The organism is Saccharothrix hoggarensis (assembly GCF_042678885.1).
Lineage (GTDB): Bacteria > Actinomycetota > Actinomycetes > Mycobacteriales > Pseudonocardiaceae > Actinosynnema > Actinosynnema hoggarensis.
The window spans coordinates 35,380-50,675 of sequence record NZ_JBHTLK010000007.1; the positions used below are offsets into that span (position 1 = coordinate 35,380).

Annotated in this window: 16 protein-coding genes; 11 read left to right on the forward strand and 5 right to left on the reverse strand. The window is 72.3% G+C overall.

All coding sequences use genetic code 11. The annotated features are described in order from the left end of the window. From ACFQ3T_RS03135 to ligA, 3 genes are read left to right on the forward strand one after another with little or no spacing between them, the layout of a single operon-like run. Positions 1 to 891 (forward strand): LysR substrate-binding domain-containing protein, encoded by an 891-nt coding sequence (locus ACFQ3T_RS03135; RefSeq protein ID WP_380719527.1) that lies wholly within the window; start codon positions 1 to 3, stop codon positions 889 to 891. A 28-nt stretch (positions 892 to 919) separates the two neighbouring features. Further along, entirely contained in the window at positions 920 to 1,573 is a 654-nt protein-coding gene (locus tag ACFQ3T_RS03140; protein WP_380719529.1) for a hypothetical protein, read from the forward strand. Between the two features lie 31 nt (positions 1,574 to 1,604). Next, positions 1,605 to 3,803, forward strand: coding sequence for an NAD-dependent DNA ligase LigA (gene ligA, locus ACFQ3T_RS03145; RefSeq protein ID WP_380719531.1), 2,199 nt, complete (start codon positions 1,605 to 1,607; stop codon positions 3,801 to 3,803). A gap of 291 nt (positions 3,804 to 4,094) precedes the next feature. On the opposite strand, the gene ACFQ3T_RS03150 is transcribed toward ligA, so the two are convergent. From ACFQ3T_RS03150 to ACFQ3T_RS03160, 3 genes are all read right to left on the reverse strand, one after another. Beyond that, positions 4,095 to 4,856 (reverse strand): class I SAM-dependent methyltransferase, encoded by a 762-nt coding sequence (locus ACFQ3T_RS03150; protein WP_380719533.1) that lies wholly within the window; start codon positions 4,854 to 4,856, stop codon positions 4,095 to 4,097. A gap of 78 nt (positions 4,857 to 4,934) precedes the next feature. Beyond that, a complete protein-coding gene (locus ACFQ3T_RS03155) occupies positions 4,935 to 6,863 on the reverse strand; it encodes a GTP-binding protein (RefSeq protein ID WP_380719535.1) in 1,929 nt (642 codons plus the stop codon). A 145-nt stretch (positions 6,864 to 7,008) separates the two neighbouring features. Continuing rightward, positions 7,009 to 7,431 carry a protein-tyrosine phosphatase family protein gene (locus tag ACFQ3T_RS03160; RefSeq protein ID WP_380719537.1) on the reverse strand — a complete coding sequence of 141 codons (423 nt, stop codon included), beginning with the start codon at positions 7,429 to 7,431 and terminating at the stop codon, positions 7,009 to 7,011. 200 nt (positions 7,432 to 7,631) lie between these two features. Between ACFQ3T_RS03160 and ACFQ3T_RS03165 the strand changes: the two genes are divergently transcribed. Continuing rightward, positions 7,632 to 8,138 (forward strand): GNAT family N-acetyltransferase, encoded by a 507-nt coding sequence (locus ACFQ3T_RS03165; RefSeq protein WP_380719539.1) that lies wholly within the window; start codon positions 7,632 to 7,634, stop codon positions 8,136 to 8,138. On the opposite strand, the gene ACFQ3T_RS03170 is transcribed toward ACFQ3T_RS03165, so the two are convergent. After that, a complete protein-coding gene (locus tag ACFQ3T_RS03170; protein ID WP_380719541.1) occupies positions 8,119 to 8,529 on the reverse strand; it encodes an SWIM zinc finger family protein in 411 nt (136 codons plus the stop codon). The genes ACFQ3T_RS03165 and ACFQ3T_RS03170 overlap by 20 nt on opposite strands. A 26-nt stretch (positions 8,530 to 8,555) precedes the next feature. Between ACFQ3T_RS03170 and ACFQ3T_RS03175 the strand changes: the two genes are divergently transcribed. Together ACFQ3T_RS03175 and ACFQ3T_RS03180 are read left to right on the forward strand one after the other, a co-directional pair. Further along, on the forward strand, positions 8,556 to 9,266 hold the full coding sequence (locus ACFQ3T_RS03175; protein WP_380719543.1) for a 3-keto-5-aminohexanoate cleavage protein: 711 nt from the start codon (positions 8,556 to 8,558) through the stop codon (positions 9,264 to 9,266). 51 nt (positions 9,267 to 9,317) lie between these two features. Beyond that, complete coding sequence (locus ACFQ3T_RS03180; protein ID WP_380719545.1) at positions 9,318 to 9,956, forward strand: LysE family translocator; 639 nt, start codon at positions 9,318 to 9,320, stop codon at positions 9,954 to 9,956. A gap of 315 nt (positions 9,957 to 10,271) precedes the next feature. On the opposite strand, the gene ACFQ3T_RS03185 is transcribed toward ACFQ3T_RS03180, so the two are convergent. Then, entirely contained in the window at positions 10,272 to 10,922 is a 651-nt protein-coding gene (locus tag ACFQ3T_RS03185) for an ACT domain-containing protein (protein WP_380719547.1), read from the reverse strand. 223 nt (positions 10,923 to 11,145) lie between these two features. Here ACFQ3T_RS03185 and gatC point away from each other — a divergent pair, with 223 nt between their 5' ends. From gatC to ACFQ3T_RS03210, 5 genes are all read left to right on the forward strand, one after another. Further along, positions 11,146 to 11,445 (forward strand): Asp-tRNA(Asn)/Glu-tRNA(Gln) amidotransferase subunit GatC, encoded by a 300-nt coding sequence (gene gatC, locus ACFQ3T_RS03190; protein ID WP_380719549.1) that lies wholly within the window; start codon positions 11,146 to 11,148, stop codon positions 11,443 to 11,445. A 34-nt stretch (positions 11,446 to 11,479) separates the two neighbouring features. Next, positions 11,480 to 12,997: an Asp-tRNA(Asn)/Glu-tRNA(Gln) amidotransferase subunit GatA gene (gatA, locus tag ACFQ3T_RS03195; RefSeq protein ID WP_380719551.1), complete on the forward strand. Its 1,518-nt coding sequence runs from the start codon at positions 11,480 to 11,482 to the stop codon at positions 12,995 to 12,997. Beyond that, positions 12,994 to 13,200: a hypothetical protein gene (locus ACFQ3T_RS03200; RefSeq protein WP_380719553.1), complete on the forward strand. Its 207-nt coding sequence runs from the start codon at positions 12,994 to 12,996 to the stop codon at positions 13,198 to 13,200. The genes gatA and ACFQ3T_RS03200 overlap by 4 nt, the downstream gene beginning before the upstream one ends. Beyond that, positions 13,197 to 14,699 (forward strand): Asp-tRNA(Asn)/Glu-tRNA(Gln) amidotransferase subunit GatB, encoded by a 1,503-nt coding sequence (gatB, locus tag ACFQ3T_RS03205; protein WP_380719555.1) that lies wholly within the window; start codon positions 13,197 to 13,199, stop codon positions 14,697 to 14,699. Before ACFQ3T_RS03200 ends, gatB begins: the two co-directional genes overlap by 4 nt. 312 nt (positions 14,700 to 15,011) lie before the next feature. Next, entirely contained in the window at positions 15,012 to 15,272 is a 261-nt protein-coding gene (locus ACFQ3T_RS03210) for a hypothetical protein (protein WP_380719559.1), read from the forward strand. The last annotated feature ends 24 nt before the right edge of the window (positions 15,273 to 15,296 follow it).

Sequence of the window (15,296 nt, forward strand, 5' to 3'; positions counted from 1 at the left end):
ATGCCTCCGGACCTCGAATCGCTGCGGCTGCTCGTGCTGGTCGGGGAACTCGGCAGCCTCGGCCGCGCCGCCGGGGAACTCGGCATCGCCCAACCGTCGGCGAGCAAGCGGCTGTCCACACTGGAACGGCACCTCGGGCTCGTCCTCGTCGACCGCGGCCGGCGCGGCTCCGTGCTGACGCCCGCCGGCGTCGTCGTGACCGAACGGGCCCGCCGCGTCCTGGACGAGGTCGCCGGCCTGGTCGAGGGCGCGCGGGCACTGCGGTCCGCGCGCGAAGCCGAACTGCGGGTCGCCGCCAGCATGACCGTCGCCGAACACCTCGCCCCCGGCTGGATCGCGGAACTCCGCCGCACCCGACCCGACCTGCGCGTCGGCCTGCGCGTCACCAACTCCGAAACGGTCGTCGGACTCGTCCGCGACGGCGCCGTCGACCTCGGGTTCGTCGAAGCGCCAGGCCCCCTGCCAGGCCTTTCGTCCCGCAAAGCCGCCGCGGACCGGCTCGCCCTCGTGGTCGCGCCCGGCCACCCCTGGTCACGCCGCCGCCGTCCCCTCACCCCCGCCGAACTCGCCGCGACACCCCTCGTCATGCGCGAACGCGGCTCCGGCACCCGCGACACGCTCGACCAGGCGCTGCCCGACGCGTGCGCGCCCGCCCTCGAACTCGGCTCGACCACCGCCGTGCGCGGCGCCGTCGTCGCCGGCGTCGCCCCCGCCGTCCTCAGCGCCCTCGCCGTCTCCGTCGACCTCGCCGAAGGACGCCTGGTCGAAGTGCCCGTCGCCCTCGACCTGCGCCGCGTGCTGCGCGCCGTCTGGCCTGCCGGCCGACGCCTCGTCGGACCCGCCGCCGAACTCCTCGCCGTCGCCACCCGACGCGGGCAAAGCCGCGCGTAGGCCCGCACGGCCGTAGTTCAATGGGCCCATGAGCTGGTTCCGCCGACGACCCACCGAACCCGAGCCCGAACCCGTCCACCTGCCCAACCCGGACGAGGCCGCCACCGCGTTCTGGCACGCGTGGTTCGACCTGCTGCCCACGGTCAACGGAGCCCTCGGCGACGGCGAACCCCACCGGATCGAAGGCGAACTCGGCGCGCTCGTCGCCGCCATGCACCCCGACCTCCACTTCTCCCTCGAACGCGGCCACCGGGCCATCTACGCGCTCGTGATCAGCAGCCAGGAAGACCCGAAGCTCCGGCCCTACACCGACGCGTGGAAGGCCGCCGCGCCGCCCGAGGACATGATCTGGGAGTACCACGACTCGGTGCCGCCCGTCCCCGACCCCACCCAGGTCACCGTCAACCTCGGCGCGCGCCGCATCCGGCTCGCCGACGTCCGGGTCGTCGCCCAGGTGTCCGACGGACTGGTCGACGTCGCCGTCTACCACCCCGAGTTCGAGAACCTGGACGACACCACCCGCCAGACCATGACGTTCCTGCCCCTCGATGTCACTCTCGGTGAGCGCCTGGCCGGGGAACGACTCGGCCGGGTGGAAACCGCGGCCATCGAGCCGGAGGGCGCCATCGGCCTGCTGGAGTTCCGCGACCTGGTCCGGTCGATGGACGGCGATCCCGACTGAAATTGTCAGACCCCCTGGCTACTCTCATGCTGTGACCAGCAACGACCCGCTGAACCCGGCCCAGGCCCCCGCCGAGGGCGTCGAAGACGTCCCCGCCGCCGCGCGCGAGCGGCACGCCGCCCTGGCCGAGGTCGTCCGCGGGCACCAGTTCCGCTACTACGTCCTCGACGCGCCGACGGTCAGTGACGGCGAGTTCGACGCGTTGCTCCGCGAACTGGAGGCGATGGAAGCCGAGCACCCCGGCCTCGCCACCCCCGACTCGCCCACCCAGCGCGTCGGCGGCACGTTCTCCACCGAGTTCACCGCCGTCGACCACCTGGAGCGCATGCTCAGCCTCGACAACGTCTTCTCGGTCGACGAGCTGCGCGGCTGGTTCGACCGGGTCCGCAAGGAGGTCGGCGAGGGCGCCCACTTCCTGTGCGAGCTGAAGATCGACGGGCTCGCGATCAACCTCCTCTACGAGCGCGGCCGGCTCGTCCGTGCCCTGACCAGGGGCGACGGGCGCACCGGCGAGGACGTCACGCTGAACGTCCGCACGCTGGGCGACGTGCCGGAGACGTTGACCGGCACCGACGAGCACCCCGTGCCCGAGCTGGTCGAGGTGCGCGGCGAGGTGTTCTTCGCGGTGGAGGACTTCCTGGAGCTCAACGCGCGGCTCGTGGAGGCCGGCAAGCCGCCGTTCGCCAACCCCCGCAACACCGCCGCCGGGTCGTTGCGGCAGAAGGATCCGAAGGTCACCGCGTCCCGCCGGCTGCGGATGATCTGCCACGGCATCGGCAAGCGCGAGGGCTTCGAGCTGACCAGGCAGTCCGAGGCGTACGAGGCGCTGCGCGCGTGGGGCCTGCCCGTGTCGCCGCACACCAGGGTGCTGAGCGGGTTCGACGAGATCGCCGAGCACGTCGCCCACTGGGGCGCGCGCCGGCACGACGCCGTCCACGAGATCGACGGCGTGGTGATCAAGGTCGACGAGGTGGCGTGGCAGCGGAGGCTCGGCAGCACGTCCCGCGCGCCGCGCTGGGCGATCGCCTTCAAGTACCCGCCCGAAGAGGCCACCACCACCCTGCTCGACATCAAGGTGCAGGTCGGCCGTACGGGGCGCGTGACGCCGTTCGCCGTGATGGAGCCCGTGAAGGTCGCCGGTTCCACCGTCGCCCGGGCGACCCTGCACAACGCGAGCGAGGTCAAGCGCAAGGGCGTGCTCATCGGCGACCGGATCGTGATCCGCAAGGCGGGGGACGTGATCCCCGAGGTGCTGGGTCCCGTGGTCGACGCCCGGCCCGCCGACGCGCGCGAGTTCGAGATGCCCCTCACCTGCCCCGAGTGCGGCCACGCGCTGCGCCCGATGAAGGAGGGCGACGTCGACATCCGCTGCCCCAACGCGGCGGGCTGCCCCGGTCAGCTCCGGGAACGCCTGGCCTACCTGGCGTCCCGCTCGGCGCTGGACATCGAGGTGCTGGGCTTCGAGGCCGCCGCGGCGCTGGTCGACTCGCCCGTCTACGCGGACGAGGGCGACCTCTTCGCGTTGGACGCGGGCAAGCTGGCGCAGGTCCCCCTGTTCCGCACCAAGGACGGCGACCTGACCGCGAACGCCCAGAAGTTGTTGGACAACCTGGAGACGGTCAAGCAGCGTCCACTGTGGAGAGTCCTGGTGGCTCTCTCGATCCGCCACGTCGGACCCACGGCGGCCCGCGCGCTGGCGCAGGAGTTCGGCTCCTTGGACCGCATCACGTCCGCGACGGAGGAGGAGTTGGCGGCGGCGGAAGGCGTGGGTCCGACCATCGCCACCGCGGTGCGCGAGTGGGTGGAGACGCCGTGGCGGCAGGCGATCGTGGCCAAGTGGCGTGCCGCCGGCGTCCGGACGGCGGAGGACCGCGACACGTCGATCCCGCGCAACCTGGAGGGGATGTCGATCGTGGTGACGGGTTCGCTGGAGACGTTCTCGCGGGACGAGGCGAAGGAGGCGATCCTGTCGCGCGGCGGCAAGGCGGCGGGCACGGTGTCGAAGAAGACGGCGTTCGTGGTGGTGGGCGAGTCGCCGGGGTCGAAGGCCGACAAGGCGATCCAGCTCAAGGTTCCGGTACTGGACGAGTCAGGCTTCCAGGTCCTCCTCGCGGAAGGCCCCGAGGCCGCCGCCAAGGTAGCCACCCTCACCGACCCCCAACCCCCATCCTCCGACACCCCCACCTCGACACCTCCACCCGCAGACCCCGCCACCTCCTCACCGCCCTGACCAGCACTTTCCCTTCTCTCCTCCACCACGATCGGGTGATCTCGAGGATCGACCAAAAAATAACGCCGTTACCGCCACCCTGAAACGTCGGTTGAAACAACAAGGCCGCGCCTCAACCCCCGCCCTGCCCCAGAGCCGCCCCACCCTTCATCGCTGCTGTCCGGCCCGCCAGGCGTCCCAGCCCGGCCCGTCCCAGCTCGGCTCGAAGGGTGTCGACGTCCGGACCGGCTCGGCTCGGAGGGTGTCGACGTCCGGACCCCGTCATGTCGCCGCCCGTCATGTCGCCGCCCGTCATGTCGCCGCCAGCGGTCGGTAGACGGAGACGTGGGTGCTGCTCGCGCCGGTGAACGGACGGCGGTCCCAGGACTCGTGGCGCTCGGTCAGGCGGAGTCCCGCCCGCTCGGCCATCAGGTCCAGCTCGCCGGGGAACGTGTAGCGCTGCGCGTGCGGCTTGAGCCGGATGCCGTCGGCGGTGAAGATGACCTTCTGGCTGACGAACCGCTGCGCCGCCAGGTCGACGTCGTACACCTCGATGGCGGCCGACTCGGCGTCCGCCCACAGCGCCTGCACCCGCTTCCCGCCCGGGAAGCGGGACGGGTCGGGGACGTAGGTCTCCACCACGAACGCGCCGTCCGGCTCCAGCACCCGTGCGACGTTCGTGAAGCAGTCGGCCTGCCGCCGGACGTCCACCAGGTTGAAGATCGTGTTGAACACGAGGTACACCAACGCGAACCGGCCCGTCACGGGCACGTCGGCCATGTCGCCGATCGTCACCGGCACACCCGACCCGCCCGGCTTGGCTGCCAGCTTCGCGGCCATCAGCTCCGATCCCTCCACACCCTCCACGGGCACACCGCGCGCCGCCAACGGCAACGCCACCCGTCCGGTGCCCACGGCCAGTTCCAACGTCCTCCCGCCATCGGCCAGCGAGGCCAGGAAGTCGACGGCCGCGGTCGGGTCGGGGGTGGGGCCGGTGTCGTAGTCCTCGGCCCACACCTGGCCGAAGAACGCCGGATCACCGATCACGTCGTAGCTGGACGATGAAGTGGACAAGTTCGTCTCCTGTTCTGGATCACGGATCGCCGCGTCGCACGCGGCGGTCACTTGGTCGACCCCGGTCGCACACGGCGGTCACTCGGTTCGCCGCGTCACGCGCAGCAGGTATTCCTTGCGGTTCAACGGGTTGTGGTCGGTGCGCGGCCGCACGGGCGCCTCGCCGCGCACCGGCGCGTAGTGCGAGAACGACGTCTCCAGCACACCTTCACCCCGCGTCAACCCCGGCAGCTGCCGCTGGAACGCGTGCACGCGCGCCGCCGGGATGTCGCCCTCCAGCACCGACGTCCGCCCCCGCGTCACGGTCCCCACCAGCACCGCCCCCACCCGCGCCAGCACCGGCGTCAGCGCACCGACCACATCGCTCGGCACCTCCACCGAGAACCGGTGCACGGGCGACAGCACCTCGGTCCCCGCCTCGCGCAACGCCGCCATCAGCACCAGCGGCGTCAGCAGCCGGAAATCACCGGCCGTGCTGGACATGCTCTTGTCGAACGACCCGTGCGCGTGGGACTGCCGTGCCCAGTACCCGGAGTGCGTCATGGTCACCGCGCAATCGGTGACCCGCCACCCGCGCAACCCCTGCTCCAACGTCTCCCGCACGGTCTCCTCGACCGCCTTGAAGAACGCGAACGGCATCGACCCCAGCTCCACGCCGAGCCGGAACGTCACCCCGTCACCCGGCTCGACCCGCAACCCGACCGTCGCCAGGAACGGGCCGGCGCCGATGAACTCCACCGCCTCCCCGACCCCGACGGGCCGTTCCAGGCACAGGGTCGTCGTCTCCCGGAACGTCACGTCGATCCCGTACTCGGACGCCAGCGTCGCCTGCACGACCTCCTTCTGCACCTCGCCGTACAGCGACACCCACAGCTCCCGCCGCACCTCGTCCTGCCGCAGGTCGATCAACGGGTCCTGCTCGGCGAGCTGCGTCAACGCCGTGTGCAGCGCCCCGCGGTCGGCCGACGACGACGGCACCACGACCGTCTCCAACGTCGGCGGCGCGAACCGGTGCTCGCGCGACGCCGTGGGGACGCCGATGACGTCACCGATCCGGACGTCCTCCAACCCCCACACCTTCGCCACCTGCCCGGCCCGGACGGCGTCGCACCGCACCACCGAACCCGCGGCGAACACGCCGATCGCGGTGACCTTCCGCCCGAGGACGCGGTCGCGCACGCGCAGCGTCCCGGAGAACACCCGCACGAACGCGATCCGCTCGCCGGCCGGCCCACGTTCCACCTTGAACACCGTCCCGGACACCGGCCCGTCGGCGGAGCCGGACGACGGCGGCAGCAGCTCCACCAGACCCGCGACCAGCTCGGGCACCCCCGCGCCGGTGATCGCCGACCCGAAGTACACGGGGTGCACGGCGCACCGCCGCGTCTGCGCCGCCACGACCGCGCGCAGGTCGGGCAGCCGGCCACCGTCGACGTACGCGGCCAGCACCGCGTCGTCGTGCTCGGCCAACACCTCCACCACGTCGTCGCCCAACCCGGGCACGACGGAAGCGGCACGGGCGCCCGCGTCCCGCACCCGCCCCGTGGCGATGACGGCGGGCGTGAGGAAGGCGGCGACGTCCCGCAGCACGGCGTCCGGCCGCGCCCCACGCCGGTCGACCTTGTTCACGAACACCAGCGTCGGGATGCGCAACCGCCGCAACGCGCGCATCAGCACGCGGGTCTGCGCCTGCACCCCCTCGACGGCCGACACCACCAGCACCGCGCCGTCGAGCACGCCGAGGACCCGTTCCACCTCGGCGATGAAGTCCGGGTGACCGGGGGTGTCGATCAGGTTGACCGTCGTGCCGGCGACGTCGAACGACACCACCGCGGCTTTGATCGTGATGCCGCGCTGCCGTTCGAGGGCCAGCGAATCGGTCCGGGTGGTGCCGTCGTCGACACGGCCCACCTCGTCGATGACACCGGCGGCGTGGAGCAGCCGCTCGGTCAGGCTCGTCTTACCGGCGTCGACGTGCGCCAGGATCGCCAAGTTCAGCGTTCGCACCAAGCGTCATGTCCTCTAGACAGGTGGGAAGAACCTTCTGGAAGGGCATGACAGCTCGCACGATCGTTCTCCTCGGTCGACGGGTGGGACGTCCAGCACCAAAGCAGCCGCCCGACCGGGGCGGCAACCGATTAACTCCCCGGCGTCACGCCGGGAACCTCTGGACCCACCGCTTCTGCCAGGGTGTTTCCACCGCGCGACGGTGGTAGTGCGTTCGCGCCCACGCCACCGCGTCACCCGATGGGACGCCCGCGAGCACGGCCAGGCAGGCGATCACCGTCCCGGTCCGCCCCACCCCGCCGCCGCACGCCACCTCGACCGGTTCCCCGGCGACGGCCCGCGCGTGGAGGTCGCGGATCAGCGCCACGGCCCGCTCCGACGACCGGGGCAGCCGGAAGTCCGGCCACTCCACCCACTCGTGCGGCCAGTCGAGGCGGTGCTTGCGCCGCATCCGCTCGGAACCCAGGTACAGCCCGTAGGCGGGCGTCCCCTCGGGCGTCGGGTTCCGCAACCCCCGACCGCGCACGAAAGCGCCGTCGGGCAGTTCGATCGCACCGGGAAGCGTCATCACGTCATCCTCGTCGTCGGAGGTGAGGCCGGCCCCGGTGCCCACGACCCGCGAGGCGCCGAGACCGGCGGCGATTGTGCCCGACGGCGGCCCGCGCGATCCACGTCGCCCGCAGTCTTGCGGCCCGTGCCTTGATCGCACCCGCCGAGCGCAGTTGTCTGGATGGGCAACGGGGAGTCGAGCGAGGTGGAGGGGACCTGATGGCCGACATCGTGGTGAGGCCCGCGAGGGAGAACGAGTGGGCGGCGGCGGGCGCGATCACCGTGGCCGCCTACCAGGCCGACCGCCACATCGACAGCCACACGGGCGGGTACGCCGACACGCTGGTCGATGCCCGCACGCGCGCCCGGGAGGCGGAGCTGCTGGTGGCGGTGGACGCGGAGAACACCGTGCTCGGCACCGTCACGGTGGTGCGGCCCGGCACGTCGTACGCCGAGGTCAGCCGGGACGACGAGGTGGAGTTCCGGATGCTCGCGGTGAGCCCGTCGGCCCGGGGGAGGGGCGTCGGCGAGGCGCTGGTGCGCGCGGTGATCGTGCGGGCGCGGGAGCTGGGCGCGCGGCGGCTCGTGATGAGCAGTTCCGAGCACATGACCACGGCGCACCGGCTCTACCGGCGGCTGGGGTTCCGGCGGCTGCCCGAACGCGACTGGCGGCCGGTGCCGGACGTGGACGTCACCGCGCTCGGGTTCAGCCTCGAACTCGCATGACCTCGTCCCGCAGCGACCGGTCCCGCGCGGCGCGGTCGTAGAGCAGCTCCACCAGGGTCGCGTGGTCCAGCTCGGCGAGGCGGGCGCGCAGCTCCGCGTCCTCCGCGTCGGGCGGCGGCACGGTAAGGCCGCGCTCCAGCAGCACCAGGCCGACCGCGACGCAGTGCTTGCAGAAGAACCCCTGCGACCCGTAAGGGCAGGAGCACTCGCCCGTCAGGTGGGTGCCCTCCCAGGCGAGCGTCACCCGGTACTCGTCGGCGCCGCGCACCACGCCGTCGACGTGCCGCGAGCGCACGGCCAGCTCCACCACGGCGTCCTTGTACGTCAGCCCGCGCCAGTACGACTTGGCGCCCGCGTGGTGGCGCAGCAGGGCTGGGGTCAGCGTCGGCATGGCGGTATCCAACACCGTGTGGTTCGGTGGGTTCCGTGCTCCAGGCCTGTCTGAACGGAACCCGCGAGCCGGGCAGCCACCCCAGCCTGCCGATCACGCCGCACGAGCTGGCGGCCGACGCCGCGGAGTGCGCCGGGTCGGGCGTCACGTCGCTGCACCTGCACCCCCGTGACGTGGTCGGACGCGAGGTGCTGGCGGGTCCCGAGGTGGCGACCGCGGTGTCCGTGGTGCGGGTCGCCGTGCCGCACGTGGAGATCGGCGTGACCACGGGCGCGTGGATCGTGCCGGACCCGGTCCGCCGGGCCGAGCTGGTGCGCGGCTGGGCGGGCCTGGCCGCGGGGCGGCCCGACTTCGCCTCGGTCAACGTCCACGAGGACGGCTGGCGCGAGGTCGCCGCGGCGGCGCGGGACGCGGGCGTCGGCATCGAGCTGGGAGTGTTCCACGAGCGGGCGGCCCGCGTGCTGCGCGACGAGGGCGTGCCGGAGGGGACGGTTCGGGTGCTGGCCGAGGTCCAGCCGGGGGAGACCGTCGGGCACGCCGAACGGCTGCTCGACCTCCTCGCGCCGCTCGGCGTCCCGGTCCTGCTGCACGGCGAGGACGACAGCGCGTGGCCCGTCCTCGACTACGCGCTGGCGAACGGCCTGCACACCCGCATCGGCCTGGAGGACACCCTCACCGGCCGTGACGGCGCGCCCGCCGCGGGCAACGCCCACCTCGTCGCGCAGGCCCTCCGCTGACGGCCGGAAAACGCCTGGTCCACGAGGTGCCGGCGGGGTTACGTTGACGGCATGGTGTCCACCGACCGGCTGCTGGCGTTCGCGGCCATGTCGCTCCTGCTGATCGTGATCCCCGGACCCAGCGTCCTGTTCGTGGTCGGCCGGGCGCTCGCGCAGGGCCGCCGGGCCGCGCTGATCACCGTCGTGGGCAACACGCTCGGCGCGTACGCGCTGGTCGTCGCGGTGGCGTTCGGCGTGGGCGCGATCGTGGAGCGCTCGGCCCTCGTCTTCACCGCGCTGAAGCTCGTCGGCGCCGCGTACCTCGTGCACCTGGGCGTGAAGGCGTTCCGGCAGCGCAAGTCGCTGCACGCCGCGTTCACCGCCGGCGCTCCCGCCCGCGGCGGCCTGCGCACCCTGTGGGAGGGCTTCGCGGTGGGCGTGGCGAACCCGAAGACGATCATCTTCTTCGCCGCCGTGCTGCCCCAGTTCGTGGACCGCGCGCAGGGCCACGCGGCGGCTCAGATGCTCGTCCTGGGCTTGGTCTTCAACGTCATCGCGATCGCCTGCGACAGCGCGTGGGGCCTGGCCGCCGCGACCGCGCGCACCTGGTTCGCCACCTCACCGCGCCGCCTGTCCCTGATCGGCGGCGCCGGCGGCCTGGCCATGATCGGCCTGGGCCTGACCGCGGCCACCACCACCCGCACCACCTGACCAGCCCGCCCAGGCCACTGTCCCCAACCGCCCAGGCGACCACCACCTCACGCCCCGCGCCCAGGCCACTGCCCCAACCCGCCCAGGCCACCACCACCTCGCGCCCCCCGCGCCCACCCAGCGCCCCGCAGCCACCAACGCCCCACCCGGCACCACAGGCCACGTCAGCCCCCCCGACGGTGACCACCACCGCGAGGTCGCGTCGGTCGTTCGCGACTCATTTTCCGGCGATCACGCTCTACCGATCGCCGGAAAATCAGGCGCGAACGACCGACTCAATGGCGACCGAGCCCGCGACGCCGAAGGCGGCGCAATTCAATACAGCACCACCGACACGATCCCGGCCAGGTGGGCGAGCCGCGCGACCTCGGCGGCGCGGAACATCGGACCGCCGGGACGGCCCACGAGGAGCACCCGGTCGGGCTTGCCGAGCGGCGTGGCGGCCAGCTCGGTGCCCAGTTCCTGCCACGTCTCGGGCACCCAGTCGTCCTCGCCGTCGAGCACCGTGGCCCGCGCGAGCGGCAGCCACGGGGGCGTCTCCAGCCGGGTCTCGGGCGCGGCCGACGAGGAGGTCAGCCGGTGCACGGCGCTGCCGTCCCACGACACGACCACGGCCCACCCGGCGCGGATGATCTTCGGCACGCCCTCGGTGAACACCTCGAGCCCGTGCTTGGGGTCCTCGGCGACCTCTTCGACCAGTTCCAGCTCGCGGTGGGTGTCCAGCACACCCGCGTACGGCCGGACGGCGTCGACCTCGACGCCTTCGATGGACTCGGCGGCCGTGATGAGCACGTCGGGCAGCCGCCCGGAGGGCAGTTCGACCACCAGGTCGTCGATGGCCAGGCCCGCACCGCGCTCCACCACGTCCACGCTGAGGATGTCGGCCCCGATCTCGCCGAGCGCGGAGGCGACGGCGCCCAGTGTGCCGGGACGGTCCGGGAGCTGGACCCGGATCAGGAAGGACACGGTGCACGCCTCCAAGGCTGTGGTGGAACATCGAGGTGGAACTCGCCGGCCGATGATTCTCGCAGACGCAGCTTCGCTTTCCGACCCACCAGGCGCGTTGCGCACCGGTAAAATCGCGCACCCACGCGCGCGAGCGCGGGTAACCCGGTCGGAGCCGCGCCTGACCAGCCAATAGACTCGGCGGGTCCCCAATCCGAACATCCGACCCACGGGGGTTGACGAGGTGCCCAGCATCTCCCGCGACGAGGTCGCGCACCTGGCCCGGCTGGCGAGGCTCGCCGTCACCGACGACGAGCTGGACCTGTTCGCCGGCCAGCTGGACGTGATCCTGCAGTCGGTGGCCACGGTGGGCGACATCGCCACCGCGGACATCCCGCCCACTTCGCACGCCGTTCCGCTGACCAACGTGTTCCGCGAGGACGTGGTGCGTCCCAGCCTCGGTCAGCGGCAGGCGCTCGCGGGCGCCCCCGCCGCCGAGGACGGACGCTTCCGCGTGCCCCGCATCCTGGGGGAGGAAGCATGACCGCCGACGTTATCTTCCGCGCGGAGGCGGAATCATGACCGATCTCATCCGCGGCACCGCCGCCGAACTGGCCGCCCGGATCGCGAGCCGCGAGGTCTCCGCGGTCGAGGTCGCGCAGGCCCACCTCGACCGCATCGGCGAGGTCGACGGCGCGGTCCACGCGTTCCTGCACGTCGACACCGAGGGCGCGCTGGCCGCGGCCCGCAAGGTCGACGACGACATCGCCGCGGGCGCGCACGTCGGCCCGCTGGCCGGTGTGCCGATCGCGCTGAAGGACGTGCTCACCACCGAGGGCGTGCCGACCACGGTCGGCTCGAAGATGCTCGAGGGCTGGCTGCCGCCCTACGACGCCACGGTCACGCGCCGGCTGAAGGAGGCCGGCCTGGTGATCCTCGGCAAGACCAACATGGACGAGTTCGCGATGGGCTCCTCCACCGAGAACTCCGCCTACGGCCCGACCCGCAACCCGTGGGACCTGGACCGCATCCCCGGCGGCTCGGGCGGTGGCTCGGCGGCGGCGCTGGCCGCGTTCGAGGCGCCGCTGTCGATCGGCACGGACACCGGCGGCTCGATCCGCCAGCCGGGCGCGGTCACCGGCACGGTCGGCGTGAAGCCGACCTACGGCGGTGTCTCCCGGTACGGGCTGGTGGCGTTCTCGTCGTCGCTGGACCAGGCCGGGCCGTGCGCCCGGACGGTGCTCGACGCGGCCCTGCTGCACGAGGTCATCGGCGGCTACGACCCGATGGACTCCACCTCGATCGACGCGCCGGTCCCGCCCGTGGTGGCGGCGGCGCGCGAGGGCGCGAACGGCGACCTGTCCGGGGTGCGCGTCGGCGTGGTGACGCAGTTCAGCGGCGACGGCTACCAGCCGGGCGTGCTGCGGTCGTTCGAGGCGGCCGTGGCGCAGCTGAAGCAGCTGGGCGCCGAGGTCGTCGAGGTCTCGTGCCCGAGCTTCGACTACGCGCTGCCCGCGTACTACCTGATCGCGCCGAGCGAGGCGTCGTCCAACCTGGCCCGCTTCGACGCGATGCGCTACGGCATCCGGGTCGGCGACGACAGCACCCGCAGCGCGGAGGAGGTCATGGCGCTGACCCGCGAGGCCGGTTTCGGCCCCGAGGTGAAGCGGCGCATCATGATCGGCACGTACGCGTTGTCGTCGGGCTACTACGACGCGTACTACGGCTCGGCGCAGAAGGTGCGGACGCTCATCAGCCGCGACTTCGAGGCCGCGTTCGCCACGGTGGACGTGCTGGTGTCGCCGACGACGCCGACCACCGCGTTCCCGATCGGCGAGCGCACCGGCGACCCGATGGCCATGTACCAGGCCGACCTCTGCACGATCCCGGCGAACCTGGCCGGCAACGCCGCCATGAGCGTCCCGAGTGGACTGTCCGATGAGGACGGTCTGCCGGTCGGGCTCCAGATCATGGCGCCGGCGCTGCAGGACCACCGCATGTACCGGGTGGCGGCGGCGTACGAGGTCGCGCGGGACGCGGCGCTCGGCGCGCCGGTCATCCAGGGCGTGCCGCAGCCGGCGGGTGCGTCCCGATGAGGGCGGGCGGGGTGTCGCGGGGACGTGCGGTCCTGTCGCTCGTCGGCGCCGCGGGCGCGGCCACCAGCGCGTTCTCCGCGCTGAAGTCGGCCCGCGGCAAGAACGACAAGCTCGCGCTGGTCAACGCGGTGGCGGGCATCCTGGTGGCGATCACCGGCGCGGCGCTGGCCGTGCGGGGTCTGCGGAAGGACGGGAAGGCATGACGTCGGTGGACGAGCTGATGGACTACGCCGAGGTCATCGAGCGCTTCGACCCGGTGCTGGGGTTGGAGGTGCACGTCGAGCTGCACACCAACACGAAGATGTTCTGCGGCTGCGCGAACGTGTTCGGCGGTGAGCCGAACACGCAGGTGTGCCCGACGTGCCTCGGCCTGCCGGGCGCGCTGCCCGTGGTCAACGGCAAGGCGGTGGAGTCGGCGATCCGGATCGGCCTGGCGCTGAACTGCGAGATCGCGGAGTGGTGCCGGTTCGCCCGGAAGAACTACTTCTACCCGGACATGCCGAAGAACTTCCAGACGTCGCAGTACGACGAGCCGATCGCGTTCAACGGCTTCCTGGACGTGACGCTGGACGACGGCTCGCTGTTCCGGGTCGAGATCGAGCGCGCGCACATGGAGGAGGACACCGGCAAGTCGCTGCACGTCGGCGGCTCGGACGGGCGCATCCACGGCGCCGAGCACTCGCTGCTGGACTACAACCGGGCCGGCGTGCCGCTGATCGAGATCGTCACCAAGCCGATCACGGGCACCGGCGAGCGGGCGCCCGAGGTGGCGCGCGCCTACGTCACCGCGCTGCGCGACCTGCTGAAGGCGCTCGACGTGTCGGACGTCCGGATGGACCAGGGCTCGCTGCGCTGCGACGCGAACGTGTCGCTGATGGCGAAGGACGCGGCGGAGTTCGGCACGCGCACCGAGACGAAGAACGTCAACTCGCTGCGCAGCGTCGAGCGGGCGGTGCGGTTCGAGATGACGCGCCAGGCGGCGGTGCTGGCGGCCGGCGGCACGATCACCCAGGAGACGCGTCACTTCGACGAGTCGACGGGCGGCACGTCGTCGGGTCGCACGAAGGAGACCGCGGAGGACTACCGGTACTTCCCGGAGCCGGACCTGGTGCCGATCGCGCCGTCGCGCGAGTGGGTCGAGGAGCTGCGCGGGACGCTGCCGGAGCTGCCGTGGGAGCGCCGCAAGCGGGTGCAGCAGGAGTGGTCGCTGACCGACGCCGAGCTGCGCGACCTCGTCAACGCCGGCGCGGTCGACCTGGTGGCGGCGACGGTGGAGGCGGGCGCGACGCCCGCCGAGGCCCGGTCGTGGTGGGTGGCCTACCTGACCAAGGAGGCCAACAGCCGCGGTGTCGAGCTGGCCGAGCTGGGCATCACGCCCGTCCAGATCGCGCGGGTGATCGCGCTGGTGAACGCCGGTGAGCTGACGAACAAGCTGGCCCGCGAGGTCGTCACCGGCGTGCTGGACGGCGAGGGCGAGCCGGAGGCCGTCGTCGAGGCGCGTGGCCTGAAGGTCGTCTCGGACGACTCCGCGCTGGAGAAGGCCGTGGACGAGGCCCTGGCCGCGCAGCCGGACGTGGCGGCGAAGATCCGCGACGGCAAGGTGGCCGCGGCCGGCGCCATCGTGGGCGCGGTCATGAAGGCGACGAAGGGTCAGGCGGACGCCAAGCGCGTGCGCGAGCTGATCATCGCCCGCTGCTCGTGACACCGGCGGGTGGGGCTCGCGCCGCGGGCCCCACCCGACCGCCGGTGAAGGCGCTCATTTACGGACTCGCGATGGCTCCAACCTGTTAACACATTCGCCCGTTCGAGTGGTAACGCCACCCGAAACGACGCTTCAGTGCTGGTCAGAGAAGCTCAAGATCGGCCCTGTGGTTGCTCTTAGTAAATTTCCTCCTCTCAGCTGCGTCCATCTGTGTCACCCTTAAGCCGTTCGGAAGGGCCGGGGGGCCACCGAAATGATCAATCGGATGCAGAAGACGACCCATAAGGGGTCCGTTGTAGGGGAGGACAACGCATGTCTCAGACTGACCCGAAGCTCGTCGCCGAGATCGACGCCATCGAGGACGAGATCATCGACGCGTCGACCGGACTGGACACCGGCGCGGGTGGCGGCGGGGGCGCCGAGCCCACGGGCGGCCCCTACAAGCCGACGACGGACGACCCGCTGGTCACGCCGATGGGTGGTCCGTACAAGCCGACCGGCGACCCGGAGACGAACGGTGGCCCGTACAAGCCCACCACGGACGAGCCCGCGGCGGCGACCCAGGCGCAATGACGCCGGAGCGGTGACATCGCGGTG

What these genes read in the sequence shown, in the direction of transcription:
- ACFQ3T_RS03135 (WP_380719527.1), top strand. Translation starts at nt 1, where the DNA reads ATGCCTCCGGACCTCGAATCGCTGCGGCTGCTCGTGCTGGTCGGGGAA.
- ACFQ3T_RS03140 (WP_380719529.1), top strand. Translation starts at nt 920, where the DNA reads ATGAGCTGGTTCCGCCGACGACCCACCGAACCCGAGCCCGAACCCGTC.
- ACFQ3T_RS03160 (WP_380719537.1), bottom strand. Translation starts at nt 7,431, where the DNA reads ATGACGCTTCCCGGTGCGATCGAACTGCCCGACGGCGCTTTCGTGCGC.
- ACFQ3T_RS03165 (WP_380719539.1), top strand. Translation starts at nt 7,632, where the DNA reads ATGGCCGACATCGTGGTGAGGCCCGCGAGGGAGAACGAGTGGGCGGCG.
- ACFQ3T_RS03170 (WP_380719541.1), bottom strand. Translation starts at nt 8,529, where the DNA reads ATGCCGACGCTGACCCCAGCCCTGCTGCGCCACCACGCGGGCGCCAAG.
- ACFQ3T_RS03180 (WP_380719545.1), top strand. Translation starts at nt 9,318, where the DNA reads ATGGTGTCCACCGACCGGCTGCTGGCGTTCGCGGCCATGTCGCTCCTG.
- gatA (WP_380719551.1), top strand. Translation starts at nt 11,480, where the DNA reads ATGACCGATCTCATCCGCGGCACCGCCGCCGAACTGGCCGCCCGGATC.
- ACFQ3T_RS03200 (WP_380719553.1), top strand. Translation starts at nt 12,994, where the DNA reads ATGAGGGCGGGCGGGGTGTCGCGGGGACGTGCGGTCCTGTCGCTCGTC.
- gatB (WP_380719555.1), top strand. Translation starts at nt 13,197, where the DNA reads ATGACGTCGGTGGACGAGCTGATGGACTACGCCGAGGTCATCGAGCGC.
- ACFQ3T_RS03210 (WP_380719559.1), top strand. Translation starts at nt 15,012, where the DNA reads ATGTCTCAGACTGACCCGAAGCTCGTCGCCGAGATCGACGCCATCGAG.